The 24,716-nt window shown below is 41.3% G+C and carries 24 protein-coding genes; 10 read left to right on the top strand and 14 right to left on the bottom strand.

The annotated features are described in order from the left end of the window. Positions 1-23 precede the first annotated feature (23 nt). The 4 genes from pabC to apbC are packed head-to-tail and all read right to left on the bottom strand — an operon-like array spanning position 24 to position 3,257. Positions 24-857, bottom strand: a complete 834-nt coding sequence (gene pabC, locus ACRWP9_RS10375) for an aminodeoxychorismate lyase (RefSeq protein WP_434925953.1) — start codon at positions 855-857, stop codon at positions 24-26. Beyond that, positions 854-1,441: a dCTP deaminase gene (gene dcd / locus ACRWP9_RS10370; protein WP_434925952.1), complete on the bottom strand. Its 588-nt coding sequence runs from the start codon at positions 1,439-1,441 to the stop codon at positions 854-856. Before dcd ends, pabC begins: the two co-directional genes overlap by 4 nt. 46 nt (positions 1,442-1,487) lie before the next feature. Continuing rightward, positions 1,488-2,126 (bottom strand): uridine kinase, encoded by a 639-nt coding sequence (gene udk, locus ACRWP9_RS10365; RefSeq protein WP_434925951.1) that lies wholly within the window; start codon positions 2,124-2,126, stop codon positions 1,488-1,490. A gap of 9 nt (positions 2,127-2,135) precedes the next feature. After that, positions 2,136-3,257 carry an iron-sulfur cluster carrier protein ApbC gene (gene apbC / locus ACRWP9_RS10360; protein ID WP_434925950.1) on the bottom strand — a complete coding sequence of 374 codons (1,122 nt, stop codon included), beginning with the start codon at positions 3,255-3,257 and terminating at the stop codon, positions 2,136-2,138. Positions 3,258-3,408: 151 nt separating this feature from the next. On the opposite strand from apbC, the gene metG reads away from it, so the two are divergent. From metG to hisIE, 9 genes are all read left to right on the top strand, one after another. Beyond that, positions 3,409-5,490: a methionine--tRNA ligase gene (metG, locus tag ACRWP9_RS10355; protein ID WP_434925949.1), complete on the top strand. Its 2,082-nt coding sequence runs from the start codon at positions 3,409-3,411 to the stop codon at positions 5,488-5,490. A gap of 542 nt (positions 5,491-6,032) precedes the next feature. Further along, positions 6,033-6,932, top strand: a complete 900-nt coding sequence (hisG, locus tag ACRWP9_RS10350; RefSeq protein WP_434925948.1) for an ATP phosphoribosyltransferase — start codon at positions 6,033-6,035, stop codon at positions 6,930-6,932. A gap of 44 nt (positions 6,933-6,976) precedes the next feature. Next, complete coding sequence (gene hisD, locus ACRWP9_RS10345) at positions 6,977-8,269, top strand: histidinol dehydrogenase (protein ID WP_434929022.1); 1,293 nt, start codon at positions 6,977-6,979, stop codon at positions 8,267-8,269. A gap of 73 nt (positions 8,270-8,342) precedes the next feature. Continuing rightward, positions 8,343-9,392 (top strand): histidinol-phosphate transaminase, encoded by a 1,050-nt coding sequence (gene hisC, locus ACRWP9_RS10340; protein ID WP_434929020.1) that lies wholly within the window; start codon positions 8,343-8,345, stop codon positions 9,390-9,392. Between the two features lie 37 nt (positions 9,393-9,429). Beyond that, on the top strand, positions 9,430-10,497 hold the full coding sequence (hisB, locus tag ACRWP9_RS10335; protein WP_434925947.1) for a bifunctional histidinol-phosphatase/imidazoleglycerol-phosphate dehydratase HisB: 1,068 nt from the start codon (positions 9,430-9,432) through the stop codon (positions 10,495-10,497). A 24-nt stretch (positions 10,498-10,521) separates the two neighbouring features. Next, positions 10,522-11,187, top strand: a complete 666-nt coding sequence (gene hisH, locus ACRWP9_RS10330; RefSeq protein ID WP_434929019.1) for an imidazole glycerol phosphate synthase subunit HisH — start codon at positions 10,522-10,524, stop codon at positions 11,185-11,187. Further along, complete coding sequence (hisA, locus tag ACRWP9_RS10325) at positions 11,184-11,921, top strand: 1-(5-phosphoribosyl)-5-[(5-phosphoribosylamino)methylideneamino]imidazole-4-carboxamide isomerase (protein ID WP_226410100.1); 738 nt, start codon at positions 11,184-11,186, stop codon at positions 11,919-11,921. The genes hisH and hisA overlap by 4 nt, the downstream gene beginning before the upstream one ends. Continuing rightward, the gene (gene hisF, locus ACRWP9_RS10320; protein ID WP_434925946.1) at positions 11,903-12,676 is read left to right on the top strand and encodes an imidazole glycerol phosphate synthase subunit HisF; all 774 of its coding nucleotides are present in this window, start codon (positions 11,903-11,905) and stop codon (positions 12,674-12,676) included. Before hisA ends, hisF begins: the two co-directional genes overlap by 19 nt. 25 nt (positions 12,677-12,701) lie before the next feature. Beyond that, positions 12,702-13,325, top strand: a complete 624-nt coding sequence (gene hisIE, locus ACRWP9_RS10315; protein WP_434925945.1) for a bifunctional phosphoribosyl-AMP cyclohydrolase/phosphoribosyl-ATP diphosphatase HisIE — start codon at positions 12,702-12,704, stop codon at positions 13,323-13,325. Between the two features lie 99 nt (positions 13,326-13,424). Here hisIE and ACRWP9_RS10310 read toward each other — a convergent pair whose 3' ends face one another. From ACRWP9_RS10310 to pheS, 5 genes are all read right to left on the bottom strand, one after another. Continuing rightward, complete coding sequence (locus ACRWP9_RS10310; RefSeq protein ID WP_434925944.1) at positions 13,425-14,297, bottom strand: mechanosensitive ion channel family protein; 873 nt, start codon at positions 14,295-14,297, stop codon at positions 13,425-13,427. A gap of 35 nt (positions 14,298-14,332) precedes the next feature. Next, complete coding sequence (gene lpxM / locus ACRWP9_RS10305) at positions 14,333-15,268, bottom strand: lauroyl-Kdo(2)-lipid IV(A) myristoyltransferase (protein ID WP_434925943.1); 936 nt, start codon at positions 15,266-15,268, stop codon at positions 14,333-14,335. A 143-nt stretch (positions 15,269-15,411) separates the two neighbouring features. Further along, complete coding sequence (gene ihfA, locus ACRWP9_RS10300) at positions 15,412-15,711, bottom strand: integration host factor subunit alpha (RefSeq protein WP_226410105.1); 300 nt, start codon at positions 15,709-15,711, stop codon at positions 15,412-15,414. A 3-nt stretch (positions 15,712-15,714) separates the two neighbouring features. Next, the gene (gene pheT, locus ACRWP9_RS10295; RefSeq protein ID WP_434925942.1) at positions 15,715-18,102 is read right to left on the bottom strand and encodes a phenylalanine--tRNA ligase subunit beta; all 2,388 of its coding nucleotides are present in this window, start codon (positions 18,100-18,102) and stop codon (positions 15,715-15,717) included. Positions 18,103-18,117: 15 nt separating this feature from the next. Next, a complete protein-coding gene (pheS, locus tag ACRWP9_RS10290) occupies positions 18,118-19,101 on the bottom strand; it encodes a phenylalanine--tRNA ligase subunit alpha (RefSeq protein ID WP_226410107.1) in 984 nt (327 codons plus the stop codon). Positions 19,102-19,601: 500 nt separating this feature from the next. Here pheS and ACRWP9_RS10285 point away from each other — a divergent pair, with 500 nt between their 5' ends. Then, positions 19,602-21,107, top strand: a complete 1,506-nt coding sequence (locus ACRWP9_RS10285; RefSeq protein WP_434925941.1) for a methyl-accepting chemotaxis protein — start codon at positions 19,602-19,604, stop codon at positions 21,105-21,107. 478 nt (positions 21,108-21,585) lie between these two features. Here the strand turns inward: ACRWP9_RS10285 and ACRWP9_RS10280 are convergent, their stop codons facing one another. From ACRWP9_RS10280 to pdxH, 5 genes are all read right to left on the bottom strand, one after another. After that, positions 21,586-22,491 (bottom strand): RimK/LysX family protein, encoded by a 906-nt coding sequence (locus ACRWP9_RS10280; RefSeq protein ID WP_434925940.1) that lies wholly within the window; start codon positions 22,489-22,491, stop codon positions 21,586-21,588. Between the two features lie 36 nt (positions 22,492-22,527). Then, positions 22,528-22,878, bottom strand: a complete 351-nt coding sequence (locus ACRWP9_RS10275; protein ID WP_434925939.1) for a DUF3802 family protein — start codon at positions 22,876-22,878, stop codon at positions 22,528-22,530. A gap of 111 nt (positions 22,879-22,989) precedes the next feature. Next, positions 22,990-23,565: a YceI family protein gene (locus ACRWP9_RS10270; RefSeq protein ID WP_434925938.1), complete on the bottom strand. Its 576-nt coding sequence runs from the start codon at positions 23,563-23,565 to the stop codon at positions 22,990-22,992. A 41-nt stretch (positions 23,566-23,606) separates the two neighbouring features. Continuing rightward, positions 23,607-24,059: a YaiI/YqxD family protein gene (locus tag ACRWP9_RS10265; protein ID WP_434925937.1), complete on the bottom strand. Its 453-nt coding sequence runs from the start codon at positions 24,057-24,059 to the stop codon at positions 23,607-23,609. Positions 24,060-24,071: 12 nt separating this feature from the next. Next, on the bottom strand, positions 24,072-24,713 hold the full coding sequence (gene pdxH, locus ACRWP9_RS10260) for a pyridoxamine 5'-phosphate oxidase (protein ID WP_434925936.1): 642 nt from the start codon (positions 24,711-24,713) through the stop codon (positions 24,072-24,074). Between the last annotated feature and the right edge of the window lie 3 nt (positions 24,714-24,716).

Here is a 24,716-nt window from a genome sequence, read left to right as displayed (position 1 = left end):
CTTGTTGGCACAAGTAAAGTGCCTTAGCTTAATAGCGTTTGCAACTGCTGTGCAATAGCTTGCGTGTGAGACCATGGCTGATAGCTGTTTTTATCGACTCGTACAACATCAATAAGGCCGAGCAAACTATTACTCATCATAATAGCATCAGCCATTAATACACTATTACTGTTTAGCTGAGTCGCATGAACTGCAACACCCCGTGCTAACATGATGTCAATCACAGCTTCACGCATTGCACCACTCACACCAGCTTGATTAATCGCAGGAGTAAACACTTGATTATCTTTAACTATAAAGATATTCGCCATTGAGGCTTCAATCAAATATCCCTGAGTATCGTAGACTAACCAATCATCAAATCCAGTGGGTAAAGTATGTGATTTTATCAGCACTTGCTCTAACCGATTAAGGTGTTTAATACCCGCTAACAGTGGTTGTCGAGCTAAAGTGACTGGTGAGGTAGTTAACGCAACGCCACTTTTTTGCCAAGTTTTATAATGCTCAGGTATTTCATGTACTGAGGTGATTTCGGTAATATTGGCTATTTCAGGCGCTTGATAACCACGGCCACCAACACCACGAGTCAGCAGTAATTTGACACATGCATTGGGATAACTACTGGCGAGATAAATTAAATGCTTGCGTAATTGACTAGATGCAGACCAATTAAGGTTAAGTCGTTTACTGCCTTGCTCCAGTCTAGTTAAGTGTAAATCTAACAACATAATGCCAGCTTTGATGGACGTAGAAGGATAGGTTCGCATAGTCGCAAACAGACCATCGCCATAAGCTAAACCACGATCAAACGGGTTGACGCTTGCCATATGTTGTTGATTTACCCAAACTTGCGTCATTTATCGTCCTGACTTATCCGGCTGGCTACGGCATCATGCTGGTTGTTATATTTTGCACTTTTACGTTTATTGTATGGCCGCGCCACTGGACAGCTTAAACGCTCAAAATTTAATGCACCAATGGTCATGCCAGGACGAAGCGCCAATGGCAATTTACCACTATTGAAAAACTCTAATACAATCTTGCCTTGCCAACCGGGATCGATTCGATGGGCGGTAACATGAACCATTAAGCCTAATCGGGCTAATGATGACCTGCCATCTAACCAACCGACAATATCGGCCGGTAAGGTAACAGTTTCAAGGGTAACAGCTAAAGCTAATTCGCCAGGATGAAGAAAAAACGCTTCACCGTCAGCAATATTAATTTTATCGCCCATCACCTTATCCAAGGCAACTTGCATTTCAGCGGCAGGACCACTTAAGTCAATATAGGGTGCAGTATGATCTTGAAATACCCTAAACTGGCTGCCAAGGCGGACGTCAACACTGACACCTGAAATAGCTTCAACTGGAGGTCTTGGGTCAATAATAATCAACCCATCATCTAAGCTTTGTTCTATTTCGATATCGGTTAAACGCATTAGCACAACCTTAATTAAGTAATCGAGCCTTTAATAGTGAGTGATGTTACTTAGCCAGCAAGTGTTGAATACGTGCCTTTAATATATCGGTTGCGATACGATTTTTGCCACCACGGGGCACAATGATATCGGCATATTGCTTTGACGGTTCAATAAACTGTAAAAACATCGGACGTACTGTTTTCTTGTATTGTGAGATAACCGATTCCATTGTTCTACCACGTTCTGCAACATCTCGTGTTAATCGCCGTAAAAAACAGATGTCTAGTGGTGTGTCCATGAACACACTGGCATCCATGAGTTCACGTAACTTAGGATCGGTTAGTAACAAAATCCCTTCTAGAATAATGACTTTTTTAGGCTGCATTTCGAGCGTTTCAGATATACGAGTATGTTCGGTGTAACTATAACGTGGAATGTTAACAGCCTCACCACGTTTTAATGTTTCTAAATGGCTAGCAAGCAGTTGATGGTCAAGTGCTTTAGGGTGGTCATAGTTGGTTTGAATCCGCTCATCCATGGTCAAATGAGATTGATCACGATAATACGCATCTTCATTGATAACCCCTATTTGGTTGGTGCCCAGATCACGGCAAAGCTCTTGAAAAATAGTATTCGCAATTAAGCTTTTACCTGATGCCGATGCACCGGCGATACCAATAATGACACACTGTGGAGAATTCATGCTTTGACCTTACTCGTCGTCCGATATACTAATAGAAACAGTTGATTTAACTTGTTGTAATGCTAATTGCGCGCCTAACTTGCGCGCAATTTCACGATAAATACCAGACACTTCAGAATCAGGCTCAGTGACCACGCTAGGCGCACCATTGTCCATCGATTCACGAATATTAATATTTAACGGCAACGCCCCTAATAATGGCACATTATAGCGTTCAGCAATTTTACTGCCGCCATGGGTTCCAAATGGGTGTTCTTTGTGACCGCACTCTGGGCATAAATGAAAGCTCATGTTCTCAACAATACCGAGTACTGGAATTTGTACTTTATTGAACATGCTAATGCCTTTTTGCGCATCAGCTAAGGCAATATCCTGTGGCGTAGTGACAATTACCGCGCCACTTACGGGAAATTTTTGCGATAGGGTTAATTGAATGTCACCTGTACCTGGCGGCATATCTATAATCAGATAATCTAATTCTGGCCACTGGGTTTCATTCATTAATTGTACTAATGCGCCTGCTGCCATTGGCCCACGCCATACAGCAGCCTCACCATCACCTAGCATAAAACCAATTGATTGTGCTGCAATGCCGTGAGCCGAAGCGGCTGTCATCATTTTACCGTCGGGGCTTTGTGGGCGGAAATTGGGAATACCTAGCATAAGCGGAATCGATGGACCATATATGTCGGCATCTAAAATGCCCACTTCTGCCCCTTCAGCTTTTAATGCTAAGGCTAAATTAACTGCTGTAGTTGATTTACCAACGCCACCCTTGCCTGAGGCAATAGCAATGACTTGTTTGACATTTTTAATCGGTTCTACAGAGGTAATGGCTGAATAAACCCGCGGCTGAAAATCTATTTCACATTCAACTTCGTCAATGGCATCTAGCACTGCAAGTTTATTGGTTATAGCCATCACGGTGTCGCGATATTGAGTCATACAAGGATAAGGATATACCAAACCTAATTGTAACCTTTTACCTTCAATGGCTAATTTTACAACACAACCGGCAGAGACTAAGTCTTGTTTTAAATAGGGATCTTGATGTGCATCTAAAATGGCAAGCACTGAGGCTAATAATTGTGCATCAAGTTGATAATCAGGATAGGAAATAGACAAAAGCATGACTCCCGTTGACAAATTTGTGCAAGTGTATCAGAACTTCATTATTTTTTAGTTATAAATACACCTTTTTAGTGCATGTTTTGGTGAAAATATTGCATTTTTCAGTTAGTATCTTGGCAATATTTTTAGCGAAATTCGATGTTGAGAAAAAATGACCCAATCACAACGTAAAATTCTGGTTACCAGCGCCCTTCCTTATGCTAATGGCCCAATTCACTTAGGCCACATGCTTGAATACATTCAAACTGATATCTGGTCTCGCTATCAAAAGTTGCGCGGACATGAATGTCACTTTATTTGTGCAGACGATGCCCACGGCACGCCTATCATGCTTAAAGCTCAGCAACTTGGTATTGCACCAGAAGAAATGATTGCGCAAGTTCAAGAAGAACATCAACAGGATTTTGCTGATTTCAATATTCAGTTCGATAATTTCCACAGCACCCACAGTCCTGAAAATCGTGAGCTGGCCAGCAGCATTTATTTGAAACTTCGCGACGGCGGCTACATCAAAACCAAGACTATTTCACAGCTATTTGATCCTGAAAAGTCGATGTTTTTACCAGACAGATTTGTAAAGGGAACCTGCCCTAAATGTAAGTCTGAAGATCAGTACGGTGATAACTGTGACAATTGTGGCGCAACCTACAGCCCTACAGATCTTATTAATCCTAAGTCTGCGGTTTCTGGTGCAACACCAATAATGAAAGACAGCGAGCATTTCTTCTTTGACCTACCGGCATTTGAAGGCATGTTACATACCTGGCTTAATTCAGGTTCATTGCAACCTGAAGTGTCTAACAAGCTAAAAGAGTGGTTTGAGCAAGGCTTGCAACAATGGGATATTTCTCGTGATGCGCCCTATTTTGGTTTTGAAATACCTGATGCCCCGGGTAAATACTTCTATGTATGGTTAGATGCACCAATCGGTTACATGGGCTCTTTCAAACACTTCTGTGATAAAAACCCTAGCGTTAACTTTGATGAGTTTTGGGCCAAAGATTCAACCGCAGAGGTTTATCACTTCATCGGTAAAGATATTGTCAATTTCCATGGTTTATTCTGGCCAGCAATGCTTCATGGCGCTAACTATCGCCAACCGACCAGCGTTTTTGCCCATGGGTATGTGACTGTGAATGGCGCGAAAATGTCTAAATCAAAGGGCACCTTTATTAAGGCGCGTACTTATTTAGACAATTTAGACCCTGAGTTTTTGCGTTACTACTACGCGGCAAAACTGAGCAGCCGTATTGATGACTTAGATTTAAACCTTGAAGACTTTGCTCAGCGTGTTAACTCTGATCTTGTCGGCAAATTAGTCAACCTAGCATCACGGACAGCTGGCTTTATCAGCAAACGTTTTGATGGCAAGTTAGCGACCATTGAAGATAACAGCCTAGCTGAATTATTTTTAGCCAAACAAGATCAAATTGCTGAATTTTACGAAACCCGTGAATACGGTAAAGCAATGCGTGAAATCATGGCATTAGCCGACATAGCCAATGCTTTTGTGGCTGAGCAAGCCCCTTGGCAGTTAATTAAGCATGAAGACCAGCAGCAACAAGCGCATCAAGTGTGCTCTATTTCATTAAACTTGTTCCGTATCTTAGTGACTTACTTAAAGCCGGTATTACCGCGTTTAAGCCAAGATGTTGAAGCGTTTTTACAAGTTGAATTAACATGGGAAAGCTTGGATAAAGATATGGCTAACCATGAAATAGTGCCTTTTAAAGCGATGATGCAACGTGTGGACCTAGACAAAGTTGCTGCTATGGTTGATGCCTCTAAAGACAACTTACAAGTTACCCAAGCACCTGAAGAAGCAAAACCTAAAAAGGCTGCTAAAGCTGATAAAGCACCTGCAAAAGTCAGTACAGGTAATCCGCTACAGGATGACCCAATCAGTGACACTATTGAATTTGATGATTTTGCGAAACTAGATTTGCGCATTGCCCGCATAGCCAAAGCGGAACATGTGCCTGACGCTGACAAATTGCTTAAGCTTGAACTGGATTTAGGTGGCGAGACCAAACAAGTGTTTGCCGGTATAAAATCAGCCTATGCACCAGAAGACCTAGTGGGTAAGTTGACCGTCATGGTCGCCAACCTAGCACCACGAAAAATGCGTTTTGGCATGTCAGAAGGCATGGTATTAGCGGCAGGTCCTGGTGGTGATGAGTTATGGATTCTTGAGCCCCACGAAGGTGCTCAACCAGGAATGCGAGTCAAGTAATCACTGCAAACAGTTTCTATGATGTTGGTGAAATACAATTAATGGCTATGCCATTTAAAAGCCAGAAATATTTACTTCTGGCTTTTTTGTTTGTTTTTTCTACAAAAATAGCCGTTAATTTAAATTGTTCTAAGTTATTACCATAAAATGTGTAAATAAATTACCATTTGCCTTTATTCGCTATTGCAAACAACATCAATAGCGGTTAAGTTTTATGGTATAGAAGTTTACGGCCGTATAAACGGTAACTTCATCAGAATTTATCAAGATAACCATTTGGGTATCTGCATTAACATTATTAAGAGACGAACAATGATATTAATCCTAGCTACTACAATCCATCATCACCACCATATGCGGTAGCCTTCGGATGCTTACTGCCGAGGGTTTATTTCCCTTCCGGCGGTGAAACTATCACAAACCCCTGGAAGCAATTTCAGGGGTTTTTTGTTTTCTTAAGTTTGCTTTTTATTTTTAACTAATTGTTTTTATATTTAAAATCTTACTATTTATTTTCAACTTTATTATACAGGTATATATCAATGACTGAATCAAACCGTTTACGCATCGCTATTCAAAAATCAGGGCGCTTATCTAAAGAGTCACAACAATTGCTGAAAAGCTGTGGTGTAAAGTTTAATGTGAATGAGCAGCGCCTTATCGCCCACGCCGACAATATGCCTATCGACCTACTTCGTGTACGTGATGATGACATTCCAGGTTTAGTAATGGACGGTGTCGTTGACTTAGGGATCATAGGCGAGAATGTTCTAGAAGAAGAACAATTAGAACGTCAATTAGTCAAAAAGCCTGCTGACTTCACAAAATTACGTGAGCTTGACTTTGGTGCCTGTCGGTTATCACTCGCTGTGCCTAATGAGTTCAGCTATAAGGATGCCAGCTCACTAGAGGGTCTGCGTATTGCCACTTCATATCCCAATATTCTGCGCCGTTATATGCAAGAAAAAGGTATTAGTTACAGCGACTGTATGCTTAAAGGCTCGGTAGAAGTCGCACCACGTGCGGGTTTATCCGATGGTATTTGTGACTTAGTGTCAACGGGTGCGACCCTTGAAGCCAATGGATTATATGAAACTGAAGTCATTTACCGCTCAATGGCCTGCATCATTCAATCTAATCAAACTCAAACACCGGCTAAGCAAGCGTTAATCGACAAAATACTGTCACGAGTTAATGGCGTTATCCGCGCACGTGAAAGCAAGTACATCCTGTTACACGCGCCAACAGCCACTTTAGATCAAATTGTGGCTTTATTACCAGGTGCTGAAAACCCAACTGTGTTACCACTTAATGATGATTCAAATCGTGTTGCTGTGCATGCAGTCAGCTCTGAGGATTTATTCTGGGACACAATGGAGCAGTTAACGGCCTTAGGTGCCACCTCTATTTTAGTAATGCCAATTGAAAAAATGATGGGGTAATACTGATGACCATGACACAAGCACCATTACAGTCTTCATCACCAATGCAAATCCTTAATTGGAATAGTTTATCTGCTAACCAGCAAGTTGCGGCATTAAAACGCTCACCTTTGGTGGGTGATAACAGTGTTGAGCAGCTAGTTCGCAGCATTATCGAACAAGTGGTATTAGATGGTGATGCGGCTATTTCTAAATTTAATCAGCAGTTTGATGGCGCTATCATTGATGATCTTGCCCTAACAACTGCAGAGATAGATTCTGCCAGTGCTAGAGTGTCAGACAAGGTAAAACAAAGCATTGCCCAGGCAGTTGCTAATATTGAAGCGTTTCATCAGGCACAAATATTTAAGCCGATTGATATTGAAACTCAAGTAGGCGTGCGATGTGAGCTTAGATCTGAAGCGATTGAAAAAGTCGGCTTGTATATTCCAGGTGGCACTGCACCACTTATATCAACAGTAATGATGCTGGCCCTGCCCGCTAGAATTGCCGGTTGTGAGCAACGTGTATTAGTTAGCCCACCGCCAATAAATGATGCGATTATTTATGCGGCCAAGGTGTGTGGTATTACTGAGATATATCAAGTGGGTGGTGCTCAAGCCATCGCCGCTTTGGCATTTGGTACAGAGACTATACCTAAAGTCGATAAAATATTTGGCCCAGGTAATCGTTATGTTACCGAAGCTAAACGCTTAGTGTCGCAAGATAACCGCGTCAGTGTCACCATTGATATGCCTGCTGGACCGTCTGAAGTGTTGGTGATTGCCGATGACCAAGCCAATCCTGCTTTTATTGCAGCGGATTTGCTGTCACAAGCTGAGCACGGCGTGGACTCGCAAGTGATGTTGGTGACCAACAGCGTAGGGCAAGCTGATGCTGTGAATGCTCAGCTCACTATTCAACTGGCACTGTTACCACGACAAGATATTGCCGCCAAAGCACTTGAATGTAGCCGAAGCTTAGTGGTTGATGATCTCGCTCAAGCGGTACAAGTATCCAACCAATATGGCCCGGAGCACTTAATCGTTCAAACTGAAAACCCACGGGCTTTGCTCAGCACTATCCGTGCTGCAGGTTCGGTTTTTCTAGGTGCATACACACCAGAATCCGTTGGCGATTATGCCAGTGGTACTAACCATGTGTTACCTACTTACGGTTATAGTCGCGCGGTATCTAGCTTATCACTAGCGGATTTTAGTCGACGCTTTACCGTCCAAGAACTCAGCGCTGAAGGCCTGAAAAACATTGGCCAAACCGTGATGACCTTAGCCGAAAATGAACTGTTAGATGCGCACAAAAATGCAGTTGCAATCAGATTAGCAAGCTTAGAAAAATAACAGTAATCTTGGCGCTGTGATGATAAACCCATCATTGGCAGCAATAATAGAATTGATTTATGAGCACACGTTGATGAACACATTTGATGCAAAAAAATTAGCACGACCCGAGTTACTTGAACTGACCCCTTATCAAAGTGCTAGACGCATTGGTGGCCGAGGCGACATTTGGATTAATGCTAATGAATCACCTTTTAACAATAGTGATTTAGATAAATTAAATCGCTACCCAGAATGCCAACCACCTGCACTAATCAATGCGTATGCTGATTATTCAGGGGTTAAGCCAAGTCAGATTATTGCAAGTCGCGGCGCAGATGAAGCGATTGAATTACTTATCCGCACTTTTTGTACGCCGGGTAAAGACACTATTGCCTCATTTGGTCCTACTTATGGTATGTATGCCATCAGTGCAGCTACCTTTAATGTCGGTGTAACAGCACTGAGTTTAACCAGTGATTATCAGTTACCCGAAAACTGGCCAGCTGAAATTGGCGATGCCAAACTGGTATTTATTTGTAATCCCAACAACCCGACTGGCACTATCATCAGCAAACAAGATATTGAAAAGGCGATTGCAAGTGCGCCTCAAGCGATAGTAGTGGTTGATGAAGCTTATATTGAATTTAGCCCTGAGTATTCGGTTGCAGATTTACTGTCGACATACCCAAATCTTGTGGTGTTACGGACTTTATCTAAAGCGTTTGCTTTAGCCGGTGCCCGTTGCGGATTTATGCTAGCGAATGAAACCATTATTGATTTGGTCATGTTAGTGATTGCGCCTTACCCTGTACCACTGCCAGTGTCTGAATTAGCCACCAAGGCGTTAAGTTCTGATGGTATTAAGCTGATGCGTGAGCAAGTGGCTAGCTTAAACCAACAAGGTGAGCGACTTACTCAGGTACTACAACAACTTGGTGCCCAGGTGCTGACAGCAAAAGGTAACTTTGCCCTAGCTCGCTTTAAAAATGTGACGGAAATAGCACAATTACTGACAGACAATGGCATTGTCGCTAGGGCCTATAAAGACCCTCGTTTAGCCGACGCTATTCGCTTCAGTTTTGCCTCTAGCGCGCAAACAGACAAATTAATTGACGTGCTACTAAGCAGCAAAAATACATAAATTATAACAATATTCCTACAAAGTTAAGGTCGGCAACATGAAACAGAAAATACTTTTTATTGATCGTGACGGCACATTAGTCGAAGAGCCTGCAATTGATAAGCAATTAGACAGCCTAGCTAAATTAGTGTTCGAGCCACAGGTGATCCCTGCGCTACTAAAATTACAAAAAGCCGGTTTTAGATTAGTGATGGTCAGTAATCAGGACGGTTTAGGGACACCTTCTTTCCCTAAAGAAGATTTTGATGCGCCGCACAACATGATGATGCAAATCTTTCAAAGCCAAGGGGTGATGTTTGACGATGTGGTTATTTGCCCGCACTTTAATGATGAAAACTGCAGTTGTCGCAAACCAAAACTTGGGCTTGTAAAAAGCTACTTAACTGAAGGCAGAGTCGACTTTACTGAATCAGCTGTTATTGGTGATCGCACTACAGACGTGGAACTCGCCAATGCTATGGGGATTAAAAGCTTCCTATACAATCGTCAAACCTTAGATTGGGACGCTATTTGCCAAGCGCTATTAAGTAAAGGCCGTCAAGCAACGGTTGTGCGCACCACCAAAGAAACTGACATTAAAGTGACCATTGATTTAGATAATCAATCAAAAGGTAAAATTGAAACCGGCATTGGCTTTTTTGATCACATGCTTGACCAAATTCAAACCCACGGCAATTTCAAAATGGATGTTCACGTCGATGGCGATTTAGAAATTGATGATCATCACAGCGTTGAAGACACTGCACTGGCGATTGGTGATGCTATTCGCCAGGCCTTAGGCGACAAGCGTGGTATTGCTCGTTTTGGTTTCAGCTTACCGATGGATGAAGCCAGTGGCGAATGCTTAATGGACATATCTGGTCGTCCGTTCATCAAGTTCAATGCTGACTTTGACCGTGAAATGGTAGGTGAAATGGCCATCGAAATGGTGCCACACTTCTTCCGTTCATTCGCTGATGGCCTACGTTGTACCTTGCACATTGGCTCGAAAGGCGATAACGATCATCACAAAGTAGAAGCGCTGTTTAAAGTGTTAGGCCGTACGCTTCGCCAAGCGGTGAAAGTGGAAGGTGACATACTGCCATCAAGCAAAGGTGTGCTGTAAGGAGTTAACGTGACAGACTTATCCATAAAAGAGCAGTCAGCTGTTCCTAATCGCGGTAAAGGCAATGACTTAGATGATCTTACTGTGATTATTGATACTGGTTGTGCCAATTTAAGCTCGGTACGCTTTGCGTTTGAACGCCTTAATGCCAATATCGTCGTCAGTGCTGACTTTGATGTTATTCGCAGTGCTTCTAGAGTCGTTTTACCGGGCGTGGGTACCGCTGGTGCGGCTATGGCTGCATTAAAATCAAAAGACTTAATCGAGTTAATTAAAAGCCTGACGCAACCGGTTATGGGCGTTTGCTTAGGGATGCAAATGCTTGCTTCCCTGTCAAATGAGTATGGCGGACGCAGCACACAGGCCATTGAATGTTTAGGCCTTATCCCAACAGAGATAGGTGATTTAGACAGCAAAGGCTTACCTTTGCCACACATGGGCTGGAATCAAATCACAGTATCTGATCATCCACTTTTTGCCGGCATAGAAAACGGCAGTTATGTGTACTTTGTGCATGGCTATCGTGCGCCAATCAGTGAATATACCTTAGCAAGCAGTAATTACGGTGAAGATTTCAGCGCCGCTATTGGCAAAGATAACTTTTTTGGAGTGCAATTTCACCCAGAAAAAAGTGCTACCGTTGGCGCTAAGATTTTACAAAACTTTTTAAACATGGGGAAAGCACAATGATCATTCCAGCAATTGATTTAATTGATGGTCAAGTGGTGCGTTTATATCAAGGCGATTACCAGCAAAAAACCACTTTTGACCTAAGCCCCCTCGCCCAACTGCAATCCTATGAAGCACAGGGTGCGAAATTACTCCATATTGTCGATTTGACTGGCGCTAAAGACCCGTCAAAACGCCAAATAGCCTTAATTGGCGAATTAGTGGCTGGGTTAACAACCGATATTCAAGTTGGTGGCGGTATTCGCAGCGAACAGCAAGTTGAAGAGTTATTAGCACTAGGTGTTAAGCGTGTGGTAATAGGCTCACTGGCAGTTAAAGAGCCAGAATTAGTTAAAAGCTGGTTTGTTAAATATGGCAGCGAAGCTATTTGTTTAGCGCTTGATGTCAATATTAACGATGCGGGTGAAAAAATAGTTGCCGTATCGGGCTGGCAAACGGGTGGCGGCAAGTCTTTAGAGTCACTGGTAGCCGAATATCAAAGCGTTGGCTTACAACATGCCTTAGTAACTGATATCAGCCGTGATGGCACCCTACAAGGGGCTAATACTGATTTATACCGTGAACTGGCAGCAAAGTATCCTGACATTAATTGGCAAGCTTCTGGCGGTATCGCCACATTAGATGATGTTGCTGCAGTGCGTGATAGCAAAGCAAATGGCATTATCATCGGCAAAGCGCTACTGATTAAAAACTTCACCGTTGAGGAGGCAATCACATGCTGGCCAAACGCATAGTACCTTGCCTTGATGTTCGAGAAGGTAAAGTCGTTAAAGGGGTACAATTTCGCGACCATGAAATTGTTGGCGACATAGTACCGCTCGCAGCTCGATATGCTCTTGAAGGAGCTGATGAGCTGGTGTTTTATGATATTACCGCTAGCGCCCACGATAGAGTGATTGATAAGTCATGGGTCAGTCGCGTGGCTGAACAAATTGATATCCCCTTCTGCGTGGCCGGTGGAATTAAAACCATTGAACAAGCCCGTGAGAAGTTAGCCTTTGGAGCTGATAAAATATCAATTAACTCTCCTGCATTAACCGATCCAAGTTTAATTTCTCGTCTACAGGATGAATTTGGCCGCCAGTGTATTGTGATTGGTATCGACTCGTTCTATGACGCAGCCTCAGACAGCTATAAAGTAAAACAATTTACCGGCGATGAAGCCGCGACTAAAGACACTCAGTGGTACACCCAGGACTGGGTTGAAGAAGTTCAAAAGCGTGGCTGTGGTGAAATTGTACTCAATGTGATGAACCAAGATGGTGTACGTGGCGGCTATGATATTAAGCAGCTCAGTATGGTTCGCGCTATTTGTGATGTGCCGTTAATCGCATCAGGCGGCGCCGGCACCATGGAACATTTTAAAGAAGTGTTTGAGCTGGCCAAAGTTGATGCAGCATTAGCTGCCAGTGTATTCCATAAAGGCATAATCGATATTGGTGAATTAAAACAATACCTACACGGCCAAAAAATCGCGATTCGACTATAAAACGCATCAAATAAAGAGATAAATTATGACACAAGTAACATTGGATAGTGCAAGCCTAGCTTGGGATAAACAGGATGGATTAATTCCTGCCGTGGTTCAAAACCACTTAACGGGTAAAGTCTTAATGCTAGGCTACATGAATGAAGCTGCCCTTGAGAAAACCCTATCGACCAATCAAGTTACTTTTTTTAGTCGTTCAAAACAGCGTTTATGGACCAAGGGCGAAAGCTCAGGTAATACCCTACAACTTATCGCTATTGATAAAGATTGCGATAACGACAGCCTGTTAGTGCAAGTTATTCCTAATGGCCCAACTTGCCATACTGGGACAGAAAGCTGCTGGCCAGATGGCAATGCTCATCCTTTTATTGATAATCTAACAAACGTCATTATTTCACGTAAGGGTCAAAGTGCAGACTCAAGCTATACCGCCTCATTGTTTGAACGGGGCACTAAACGAATTGCACAAAAGGTTGGTGAAGAAGGATTAGAAACGGCGCTAGCTGCGGTCACCAATGATAAAGAAGAGCTAATCAATGAAGCGTCTGACTTGATGTATCACTTAATTGTGTTACTCGAAGATCAAGGCTTATCGATGGCAGATATTAATCAAAACTTGCTTGCTCGTCATACTAAAGCGGCAAAGTAACAGCAAGCGATTAACGCTACAATAAAAAAGACGCCTAAGCGTCTTTTTTATTTTAGTAATCAATATGTTATACGCATAACCCACAAAAGTGACTTATGTTTATTGGGGTCTATCACTATTAGTAATCATTAGATTGCCATCGACATGAATATCACGTTGCGGGAAGGCAATAGCAATATCGTTTTTACCAAATATGTCATAAATTCTAAAACGAATTTCACTTCGACGGCGGCGAATGTCGGTTTCAGATACTGCGTTAACCCAAAAGACCATATCAAATATGAGTGCACTATCACCAAAATCTTCAAATAGTACCGTTGGTTTAGGGTGCGGTAAAATATCATCTCGCTCTTCGATAACATCAAACAATAACTTTTGCACTAACATAACATCAGAACCGTAAGCGACGCCAACTCGCACAAAAGTGCGGGCATTTTTATCAATCAATGTCCAATTGGTTACCGTATTTTCAAGCAGTTGGCTGTTCGGAACTAACATATGAACACCATCATTTCGACGAATTAACGTCGAGCGGGTGTTTATCGACTCAACCACACCTCTAGCGTCACCCACTTCTAAAAAGTCACCAATACGAATGGGACGTTCCCACATTAAAATCCAACCTGAAATAAAGTTGTTAATAATGTTTTGTGCACCAAAACCCACACCAATCGCAATTGCGCCTGAAACAAACGCAAATGCAGTTAGGGGGATATTGAGAATATCCATACTGGTAATAGCTAAAATAGCGATAGACAATACTAAATACATACGAGAAAACAAATGAACAGCATCAGCACTCACGTTACGTTTTCTTAAGGCGCTAGTAATTAACTTACCCACTCTGCTCACAATAAACCAAGCTAAAAAGATATACAGGGGTACCTGAATAATTTGCAGTAGAGTGATCGGGCGGTTATCGTAGGTGTAGACCACAAACGATAGCACCGAAAGTAACTCATTAAAGTCCATTAGATTGCTCTCTTGGTTATATTTATTGTTTAAGTTTAGTAAAGCTCTGCTTCACCCGGCGGACGAGTTTTCAATATTTTTAAAAACCACATGTATTGCTCAGGGTAAGCTTTTATCACTTGCTCAACAATTTGATTAAGCACTAAAGATTCATCTTCTTTAGTGACCATACTATCGGGATCTAATGCCGGCAATATCGTGGTATGAAATACCATGGCTTTTTTATCATAGCCGATTTTAACGGGAAACACTTTTGCATTACCCGCTTTGGCTAAACGTCCTACTACGGGCAATGTGGCTTTAGTGGTACCAAAAAATGGCGCAAACACGCTTTGTTCTGGTCCCAAGTCTTCATCGGGCAAATAAAAGAAGCTATTATCTTTTTTCAGTTCTGACAATAGTGCTCGAATACCTGCTTCACGCATATACACTCGGCCACCCTGGCTACTGCGTAAACGGTTACTAAACCAGTTAAATAACCCATTACGGTGGGCTTTTGCCATTGTCACCATAGGTATTTCGATATTAACTCGTAACCCTGCATATTCCATAGGCCAAACATGCGGCATAATAAAAATAATCGGGTGCCCTGCAGCTCTTGCTTGAGTCACATTTTCAAAACCCTGTAATTGAACGCGACGTTTAATGTGTTCGTTGGAACGAAACAGCATTTCTGCTTGCGATAATAAAATAAGGATAAAGGCTTCGACATTGTCACGGATCAGGCTATCGACTTCATCAGGGGTCAATTCAGGTAAACATTGACTAATATTGATCCGGGCTATGCCAATTGGCTTAGTGGCAATACGCATCACTAATTTAGCTAAAACACGGCTAATGGGATCGCGAATAAAGGCCGGTAAAATACCAAATAAAGATAATATTAGGATAGCCAGCCAGGTAACCCAGTATCGTGGATGTAATAACCCTGCATTAAAGCGAGTATCAAAATGCTTTTGTTGTCGAGCCAATGGATTAACCTCATCGAAAAAATCTGCGGCAGAATAATAGCATGACTATTTTATTCGGCAAATTCAAAAAAAAAGCCACTCTACCAGAGTGGCTCTTTTAATTTTTACTGTGTAAAGCAGATAAGCTAATTTAACTAGTGAATTTATTTCTTACCGGCGTTAGCCGCTTCCACACGTGCTTTTAACTTTTGTCCAGGACGGAAAGTTACCACACGGCGTGCAGAAATTGGAATGTCTTCACCAGTTTTCGGGTTCCGTCCCGGTCTTTGATTCTTGTCCCTAAGGTCAAAGTTGCCGAAGCCAGATAACTTGACCTGCTCACCATGTTCGAGTGCTTCACGAATTTCTTCAAAGAAAGACTCCACCATCTCTTTAGCCACACGCTTATTGATGCCAAGTGTTTCAAATAGATGTTCTGCCATTTCGGCTTTGGTAAGTGCCATACTTTAATCCCTCAACGATGCGTTGAACTCGGTCTTTAGCGCCGATACCACTAATTCCATAGTCTCAGTGATATCTTTATCTTCAAGCGTACGAGTAATGTCTTGTAACGTAAGTGCGATTGCCAGGCTCTTTTTGCCAGGTTCAACACCTTTACCTAGGTATACATCGAACAAGTTTAAGCCAACCAACTGATTTTCGCCAACTTTTCTTATCAAATTCATAACATCGGTTGCAGATATATGATCATCTACGACTACTGCGATATCACGTCGATTAGCAGGGAACTTAGATACAGCTTGGGCTAGCGGCAAACTGGCATGTAATAATGCGTCCAGTTCTAACTCAAAAACAATTGTTTTACCATTAAGTCCAAAAGGCTTTTCCAGGCTAGGATGGATAGCACCAATATGACCAATGACTCGATTATTTCTTAATATTTCAGCACATTGTCCTGGATGCAGCGCAGGATGAGTAGCTGCTTTAAAACTAAATTCAGAAGCGGCAACTGTCAAGCCGATTATTGCTTCTAAATCACCTTTTAAATCAAAGAAGTCTACAGACTTAGATTCCATTGACCAATGTTCATCATTTTGAGCACCGGAAATTACCGCACCAATCATAGCTTGTTGACGGACGCCAGCATCTGAGTTTGTGTCAGGCACAAAGCGTAAACCGGTCTCAAATAAACGTACACGGCTTTGCTGGCGATTTTGATTATAGCCCACCGCTGACAATAATCCGGTAAACATAGACAAACGCATTGACGACATTTCTGTCGAAATAGGATTTGGCAAAATCATGGTGTCTTGTTCTGGGTGAACAAGGGCTTGCATTTTGGGGTCAACAAAACTGTAAGTAATTGCTTCTTGGAACCCGCGAGCCACCAGCATGTTACGAACACGTTTGAGTGGAATGTTAGCTTCAGTATGATCAGACATACTTAATGCAGCTTGCGGCGCTGTATTAGGGATATTGTTATAACCATAAATGCGGGCAACTTCTTCAATTAAATCTTCTTCAATTGCCATATCAAAACGGTAAGTCGCTGTAGTGACAACCCAAGTATCATTAACAGCTTCAACACTGAATCCTAAACGCTGTAAAATATCAACTACATCAGCATCAGGAATTGAATGGCCTAAGGTTTTATCTAGTTTACCGCGACGTAATGTAATTTTAGCTGCTGCTGGTAAATGTTCAACGACCACCGCTTCAATTACTTGCCCAGCTTCACCACCACAAATATCCAATACAAGGCGTGTAGCACGATCCATAACCTTATGTTGCAGCTGTGGGTCAACACCACGCTCGAAACGATGTGAGGCATCTGTGTGTAAGCCTAAACGACGTGATTTACCCATAATCGCTAGAGGTGCAAAAAAAGCACACTCTAATAAGATATCTTGAGTACTATCAGTCACACCCGATGCTTCACCACCAAATACTCCGGCTAATGCTACGGCTTGCTTATCATCAGCAATCACTAAGGTGTCATTAGGCACAGTAATTTCATTACCATCTAATAACGTCAGCTTTTCCACACCATCGCCTAAACGCACGTTGATTGCACCATTTAAGGTATTCAAGTCAAATGCATGCATTGGCTGACCAAACTCAATTAATACATAGTTGGTAATATCAACAATGGGATCAATTGAGCGAATACCACTACGACGTAACTTTTCTTGCATCCATAGAGGCGTTGCCGCTTTTACGTTGATATTTTTTACTATACGACCTAAATAACGTGGACAGGCTTCTTTTGCCTGCACGTTAATAGCTATCGGCGCGTCAATAGTTGCTTCAGCCGCTTTCCAGGTAGGCTCTGTCACTACTTGACGATTTAATACACCCACTTCACGTGCAAGACCTGCCATGCCTAAACAATCGGCACGGTTAGCGGTTAAGTCAACATCAATAATTGCATCATCTAAATCTAAGTACTGACGAACGTCTTGACCAATTGGTGCATCTTGCGGTAATTCAATAATGCCATCACTTTCAATATTGATACCTAACTCGCTGTAAGAGCACAACATACCCATTGACGGCTGGCCACGCAGCTTAGCTTTCTTAATTTTAAAATCACCAGGCAATACTGCGCCAACCATGGCAACAGCAACTTTTAATCCTAAACGACAATTTGGTGCGCCACAAACAATATCAATTAACTCATCGCTACCGACATTAATTTTGGTCACGCGTAATTTATCAGCATCGGGATGCTGGCCACACTCAACAACTTCACCCACAATAACACCGCTAAATGCAGCAGCTACTGGGTCTATGCCATCCACTTCAAGGCCGGCCATGGTAATTTGGTGTGATAATTCGTCACGACTTACTGATGGATTAACCCACTCACGAAGCCAAGATTCACTGAATTTCATCGCTTTGTTGCTCCGTTATTTGAATTGCTTAAGGAAACGTAAATCGTTTTCAAAGAAGGCACGTAAATCGTTTACGCCGTAACGCAACATAGTCAAACGCTCAACGCCCATACCAAAAGCAAAACCAGAGTATTTCTCAGGATCTATGCCGACACTGCGAAGTACATTTGGGTGCACCATGCCACAGCCTAACACCTCTAACCACTTACCGTTTTTACCCATTACATCCACTTCAGCCGAAGGCTCTGTAAAGGGGAAATATGAAGGACGAAAACGCACTTGCAAGTCTTCTTCAAAAAAGTTGCGTAGAAAATCGTGCAATATGCCTTTTAATTCGGCAAAGTTAACGTTTTCGGCAACCATCAACCCTTCGACCTGATGAAACATCGGCGTGTGGGTTTGATCATAGTCGTTACGGTATACACGACCCGGTGAAATAATACGTAATGGTGGCTTTTCATGCTCCATAGTACGGATTTGAACCCCAGATGTTTGCGTACGCAACATCACTTTGGGGTTAAAATAAAACGTATCGTGGTCCGCACGAGCTGGATGATGTTCTGAGATATTTAATGCATCGAAGTTATGAAAATCATCTTCGATTTCAGGGCCATCTTTAACCGTAAACCCAAGCTCACCAAAAAAGGTTTCGATACGATCAATAGTGCGGGTCACGGGATGTAATCCGCCGTTATCAATGGTACGACCTGGTAAAGTGACATCAATTTGTTCAGCGGCCAATTTAGTGGCTAACTCTGATGCTTTTAAGCCATCAATGCGTTCAGATAATTTCTGCTGGACTGCTTGTTTTGCTAGATTGACGGCTTGACCAAATGCAGGTTTCTCTTCTGCACTTAATTTCCCCATCATTTTCATCATGTCAGTGATTTGACCTTTTTTACCAAGGTAGTCGACACGGATATCATCCAATGCCTTTAGATCACTGGCCTGCTCTATCACCGCCAAGGCTTGTTCTACGATCTCTGTTAACTGCTGCATTTATTCATCCACTGCATCTGGGCATTACTAATGCGATTTTTACCATTAAACATAACGGCAAGATGTTGATAACACCTTTTAGATTATTCTAAAGGCACTACCCATCAATTAAAATAAAAGAGATAAATTTTACGTTAGCAGCCAGCATATTACTAGACTTTTTAAGGGTAATTATAAGCTTTTACTCAGGTTTATTAGCTTAAAGCAACTCAGCCTGACGACGTTAAGGATTAATCGTCAATTTATCGTGAATATTATCAATAGAGCTTTACTATAATAAAAGGTGCAATTAGCATTATATCATTGATGCAACTCAACCAGTCTGATTGAAAAGTAGATAAATTAATCAGGTAACACTGAAAAAAGCTTTATGTATTAAAGTTTACCTTTTTCCCCCCGATAAACTATGTACTTACCTAAGTACTTATTTAACTTAGGTACTTATTTACCTGAGATGGTTTTTACCTGAGTTCATAGCCAAAAAATAAAAAGAGGCACTGATGAAAGAAGTTAAATTTAGATGGATAGATCAATATCTTATCCATATGACCTTAAAAACAAAGTTTACTATTTTAGCGGTTGTACCCATGTTGATGATTATTGGTTTAACGCTTTTCTTAAATAACCTTCATGCCGATAACTTACAAAAAACAAATAATAACAATCAATTGCAGTTCATTCAGCAAGCCAATGATTACATGGAAAGCGCCTATGACTTAATTGACGAAAGCAAGCGTAATGAGTTAAACACTCAGTTATCGAATACTAGTCAAATAGTCAGTATTGATGCTCTAGACAACCGATTGAAGGTGCTTGCACAGCAAGGTGGTGGAATTAGTGAACAAGATACTATCACCCGCATCGTGAGTGGTATTAATAACCATAACATGGTTATAGTGAGTGAGATATCATCACAGCAGCTGGGTCATAACAATACCAATGCTAACTTAGCTTATATAATGATGGTGGTATTATTGGCTGTTCTTGCTGCCTTTGCTTACTACATTTCAACCTTTGTTGGTGGCGCATTATATACCACGGTAATGGCTTTAAGACGTGCAGCTAGCGGTGATTTAACCGGCAGACTTAATTTCTTTGAAGTAAAAGATGAATTCAGTCTACTTGCTATCAGTATTGATGCCTTAGTCGATCGTCAGCACACTTTGGTTAAGCAAATAACCCAAGCCACTGAACAAATTCGCACCGTTGTGTCAGGTTTTAGAACCACAGCCCAAGATGGCCAAGCGATGGCTGTGGATCAGCGAGAACATTTAGACTCATTGGCAACAGCCATGGAACAAATGACGGCTGCAGTAAAAGAAGTTGCTCGCAATGCAGAGCAATCTTCAAGTGAAACTGAAGAGACCAATAATCAAGTGGCCGCAGGCTCAAAAGATATTGCAACCACAGTGCATGCAATTGATATTTTATCGGAAGAAATTGGTCAAGCGTCCAATGCTGTCGGAATATTGAATGACAATGCCAGTAAAATTGACGCTGTGGTTACCACTATTAACGCTATTTCCGAACAAACTAACTTACTCGCACTTAACGCCGCCATTGAAGCTGCGCGTGCTGGTGAGCAAGGACGAGGATTTGCTGTGGTTGCAGATGAAGTACGTACTCTAGCAGGTAGAACACAAGCTGCCACAGTGGAAATTAAAACTATGATTGAAGCGCTTCAATCAGGTACTCGTAATTTAACTCAAGTAATGTCTCGTACCGTTGAGCAGGCCAGTGAAGGTAAGAAGCATGTTCTTCAAACCGGCGAAGATTTGAATAATATTGCTCACCATAGTCATCGTGTACTTGAAATGAGTGTGTTAATTGCAACCTCAGCAGATGAACAATCTGCTGTTGCCAACGAAATAGCAACCAATTTAATGGAAATCCGTAATCAGTCACATAATGTAGAGCAGTCAGCTAATCAGTCAGTATCTGGTTGTGATGAATTACACGCTACTGCTGAACAACTAGATCAATTATTGGTAGGTTTGAAATTATAGTATTTGAGCTTGTGCTAGCTGAACCTAAAAACACAGCTATAGCATAGTAAAGTAGAAGTTTAATCTAGGCGCTGCGGCGCCTTTTTTATTTGTCAGTTCATAAAAAACTAATAAAATAAACGAGTTAAACACTTATTTAAGTTCAAATACGCTCTGTGACCGTTAGGCGGTGCAATCAGTAAGACCTACGACATTATGTTAGCAATTTAACCTCAACAGGTCTGTTAAAAATTGCATCAAATAATGCTGATTCAATAGGTTAAACCTATTTTTTAGTAAACTGAGCGTTTGCTTGGAATACAAAGCACGTTAATGTAACGTCGTTAGCAAGACAACGAACTGTTTGATAAGTATTTAATCGGCAGAGGTTATTACGATGAAGTGCTGATTAAACATCTGATAAGCTGTTTGAAGGAGTTGGTCCAAGGTTTATGTACCCGTACAAAAAAGCCTTAGCGCTTACGCTAAGGCTTTTATATTAAATCTGAGAAAGACTCTCTTTAGAAACATCTACCATATAGGTGTCCTGTAACCAATTACGGCCAATTAATAATTTATGACCCATTTCACTACGATCAGTTAAATTGACGTCAACTAAATATTCCTGCCCTAGTTCACCAACACTTAAACGAACCCTATAACGAATTTCAGACCCTTGTGCATTACGGATAAGCGTTTTACCATAAATTTTAGTGCGAATATCAACGGCATTACCTTTCTCATTCTCGGTAGTAAATGTCACCATCTTACCGATGTTGTTTTTCATATCACTCTTATCTTCTTCTTCAATACGAATATTGATTGCGTGGAGTGAGTTTTGACCTGCTCCAGTATCAATACGTGTTTTGAACATTAGACTAGCTTGTTTTATGTTTAACTTGGCAATTGGGCCAATAATATTATCAATCTTCTTTCCTGATATATCGACTATATAGTCATCTTTGAGAAAGTTACGTCCTATTAACAATTTGTAATTCATGTGGCTACGGTCACGCAAATTGACATGGACCGTTTTTAACGCATCAGGAAAACCAATTTCAAGTTTGACCATGTAACGTGTTTCAATACCTTGAGAGTTTCTCACCGTTGAGGTTTTAAGAATTTCAGCTTGTAAACGCTTTTGCTCACCTTGTTCATTTTCAGTGGTAAATTCGATCATTTTACCAATGTTATGTTTCATTTTTTTCGCCGCACCACCGATAATCTCTAAATCGACAGCATGTAAAGACGAATTGACTGCACCAGTATCCATTCGCGCTTTATACATTAAACCCGACTGCGCAACAGTCATCACTTCCTTTTGTTTTAAAATTTGTTTTTCTGTCGCATTGGCAAAAGACAAACTCAAACAAAATACAACAAGCAAGGTTATGCTTTTAAACATGTTTATTCCCAAAAATAAATATTAAACTATAAAAAATTAATGCAGTATTTTATCAATTTCTTGGTCGAACAAATTCTTAATTAAACCGGAAAATTCGGTTATAAAAATGCTTTGTTCAGGAGTGGCATTCTGATCAGCAACTTTAGCTAATATCTCTTCTAAATCATAAACAATCGCATCAATTTCTCGAATAACCATATTGCGTTGAGCAAATGATAATTGCGGATTTTGACCACAAACCATAATGATTTGAGCTGATAACTGTTCCTCAAATAACTCTAAAACGGTTTCAGACGCCAAGACATTATTTTCAAAGGTTTCAAATAACCCTAAATGTTCAGTTAAATACTGAATTAAATGCGTATAACCGTCTTTATCTGTAACCATCTGAACTCCGATAAACTGGATGACTATGTGTTTGTAAAGCTAGGTTATCCAAAAAATTGATAACCTATTTAATGATATTACTTCAGCATTAACGATATCATTAGGCCTGATCTACTGTGATAAGGTTAGCACAAAAGACACTGGAACCGCTAAACTGATACTGGTTAGCCCGGCGATATCACGTAACTTTTCAACCCCTGATACTAAATTAAAATCTCCAGCGTGAACAACTACTGGCATTAAACTTGTCACTAACATTTTAGTAGCTGACAATTTAGCGACCACCACATTGAAAGGTAAAACTTGCTGCTCACCATGGAGCGCAACTTTAGCATCTACTTGGGTGGTTAACGTTTCGCCTACTTTTAAATCACTTATGAGCTTTGGGTTAATATTGGCTGTCAGTTGTAATTTTGGAAACTGAGCAACTTCAAATAACAAACCTTGCATTCTGTCATCGCGAACACTAATTCCGGTATCTACGCTGCTTAAATCTATTGTTAAACTAAATCCACCAGAATCACCCAGAACACCTTCTATTTGTTTAAATCGATGAACCTCTCCCACGTCGGCTTTTTTAATTGATATAAAACTGACTGTAGACTGACTATTATTCACCTTCCAATCACTTGCTAAAGCCTGATTAGACAGTAATCCTAGCACCATTAACGATAACCATAGTTTCATCTTAAAATCCTTTTGCGAGTTTATAACACAATAAGTATAGATCAGCGTTGTTTAACTAACCATTTATCCAACGATTGAGCAAATGCATGCTTATCTGTTTGTGAAAAAGTATTAGGGCCTTGGGTATGCACACCACTGCTGCGCATCTCCTCCATAAAATCACGCATAGTGACTGTTTGCTTGATATTTTCAGTTGTATAGACATTGCCTCTAGGGTTAATAGCTAAAGCACCTTTTTCAATTGCATCTGAAGCAAGCGGGATGTCGGCTGTGATCACTAAATCACCTTGATTAAGTTGCTCGACAATATAATTATCTGCTTCATCAAAGCCAGAGCTGACTCGGATCATCTTAATGAAAGGAGATATTGGTATTTTAATCATCTGATTCGCTACCAAGACAATGTTAATCGATTTACGCTCGGCGGCTCTAAACAGCATCTCTTTTACTGGATTAGGACATGCATCGGCATCCACCCAAATCTTAGCTTGCATAGCTCGTCCTCATTAAGGTGCTAAACGATCAATTTGCCATATTGACTCAGGCAATTGACTGTAAATAAACCTATCATGCAATCTATGCTCTCCACCTTGCCAAAACTCGATACTTTGTGGACGCACTAAGTATCCTCCCCAAAACTTAGGTAACGGGACTTCGCCTTGAGCGAATTTAGCCTTCATTTCAGTAAACTTACCTTCTAAAACTTGGCGAGCAGAAATTTTACTCGACTGTTTAGATACCCAAGCAGCGATTTGGCTGTCCTTAGGTCGGCTCATAAAGTATTTAGCGACTTCAATCATGGATAATGGCTCAGCTTGACCAATAACCGCAACTTGTCGCTCTAAAGGATGCCAAGGAAATAATAAGCTTATCTTATTATTGGTTGATAATTGCTCTGCTTTGCGACTAGCCAGATTAGTAAAAAATATAAATCCATTATCATCAAATTTTTTAAGCAATACGATGCGCTGAAAAGGCTGGCCATTTTCATCAACGGTAGCAACACACATAGCGGTAGGATCGGTTAAATTGGCATCTTTGGCCTGTGAGAGCCACTTTTCAAATAAATCCATCGGATTTATCGGTAAATCAGCGCGGCGTAATCCACCTTGAGTATACTCCCGACGAATATCACTTAAATCGCTCATACC

The organism is Shewanella sp. HL-SH2, assembly GCF_051164935.1.
Taxonomy (GTDB): domain Bacteria; phylum Pseudomonadota; class Gammaproteobacteria; order Enterobacterales; family Shewanellaceae; genus Shewanella; species Shewanella glacialimarina.
This window is presented reverse-complemented; position numbering and strand designations above follow the sequence as displayed.

Coding starts and splice junctions, on each gene's coding strand:
- hisC (WP_434929020.1), top strand. CDS start 8,343: ATGAACACATTTGATGCAAAAAAATTAGCACGACCCGAGTTACTTGAA.
- ACRWP9_RS10270 (WP_434925938.1), bottom strand. CDS start 23,565: ATGAAACTATGGTTATCGTTAATGGTGCTAGGATTACTGTCTAATCAG.
- hisG (WP_434925948.1), top strand. CDS start 6,033: ATGACTGAATCAAACCGTTTACGCATCGCTATTCAAAAATCAGGGCGC.
- hisD (WP_434929022.1), top strand. CDS start 6,977: ATGCAAATCCTTAATTGGAATAGTTTATCTGCTAACCAGCAAGTTGCG.
- metG (WP_434925949.1), top strand. CDS start 3,409: ATGACCCAATCACAACGTAAAATTCTGGTTACCAGCGCCCTTCCTTAT.
- ACRWP9_RS10275 (WP_434925939.1), bottom strand. CDS start 22,878: ATGGTTACAGATAAAGACGGTTATACGCATTTAATTCAGTATTTAACT.
- hisA (WP_226410100.1), top strand. CDS start 11,184: ATGATCATTCCAGCAATTGATTTAATTGATGGTCAAGTGGTGCGTTTA.
- ACRWP9_RS10310 (WP_434925944.1), bottom strand. CDS start 14,297: ATGGACTTTAATGAGTTACTTTCGGTGCTATCGTTTGTGGTCTACACC.
- apbC (WP_434925950.1), bottom strand. CDS start 3,257: ATGCTTTTGTCTATTTCCTATCCTGATTATCAACTTGATGCACAATTA.
- hisF (WP_434925946.1), top strand. CDS start 11,903: ATGCTGGCCAAACGCATAGTACCTTGCCTTGATGTTCGAGAAGGTAAA.
- ihfA (WP_226410105.1), bottom strand. CDS start 15,711: ATGGCACTTACCAAAGCCGAAATGGCAGAACATCTATTTGAAACACTT.
- hisIE (WP_434925945.1), top strand. CDS start 12,702: ATGACACAAGTAACATTGGATAGTGCAAGCCTAGCTTGGGATAAACAG.
- dcd (WP_434925952.1), bottom strand. CDS start 1,441: ATGCGTTTAACCGATATCGAAATAGAACAAAGCTTAGATGATGGGTTG.
- pheS (WP_226410107.1), bottom strand. CDS start 19,101: ATGCAGCAGTTAACAGAGATCGTAGAACAAGCCTTGGCGGTGATAGAG.
- udk (WP_434925951.1), bottom strand. CDS start 2,126: ATGAATTCTCCACAGTGTGTCATTATTGGTATCGCCGGTGCATCGGCA.
- pheT (WP_434925942.1), bottom strand. CDS start 18,102: ATGAAATTCAGTGAATCTTGGCTTCGTGAGTGGGTTAATCCATCAGTA.
- pdxH (WP_434925936.1), bottom strand. CDS start 24,713: ATGAGCGATTTAAGTGATATTCGTCGGGAGTATACTCAAGGTGGATTA.
- hisB (WP_434925947.1), top strand. CDS start 9,430: ATGAAACAGAAAATACTTTTTATTGATCGTGACGGCACATTAGTCGAA.
- ACRWP9_RS10285 (WP_434925941.1), top strand. CDS start 19,602: ATGAAAGAAGTTAAATTTAGATGGATAGATCAATATCTTATCCATATG.
- pabC (WP_434925953.1), bottom strand. CDS start 857: ATGACGCAAGTTTGGGTAAATCAACAACATATGGCAAGCGTCAACCCG.
- ACRWP9_RS10265 (WP_434925937.1), bottom strand. CDS start 24,059: ATGCAAGCTAAGATTTGGGTGGATGCCGATGCATGTCCTAATCCAGTA.
- ACRWP9_RS10280 (WP_434925940.1), bottom strand. CDS start 22,491: ATGTTTAAAAGCATAACCTTGCTTGTTGTATTTTGTTTGAGTTTGTCT.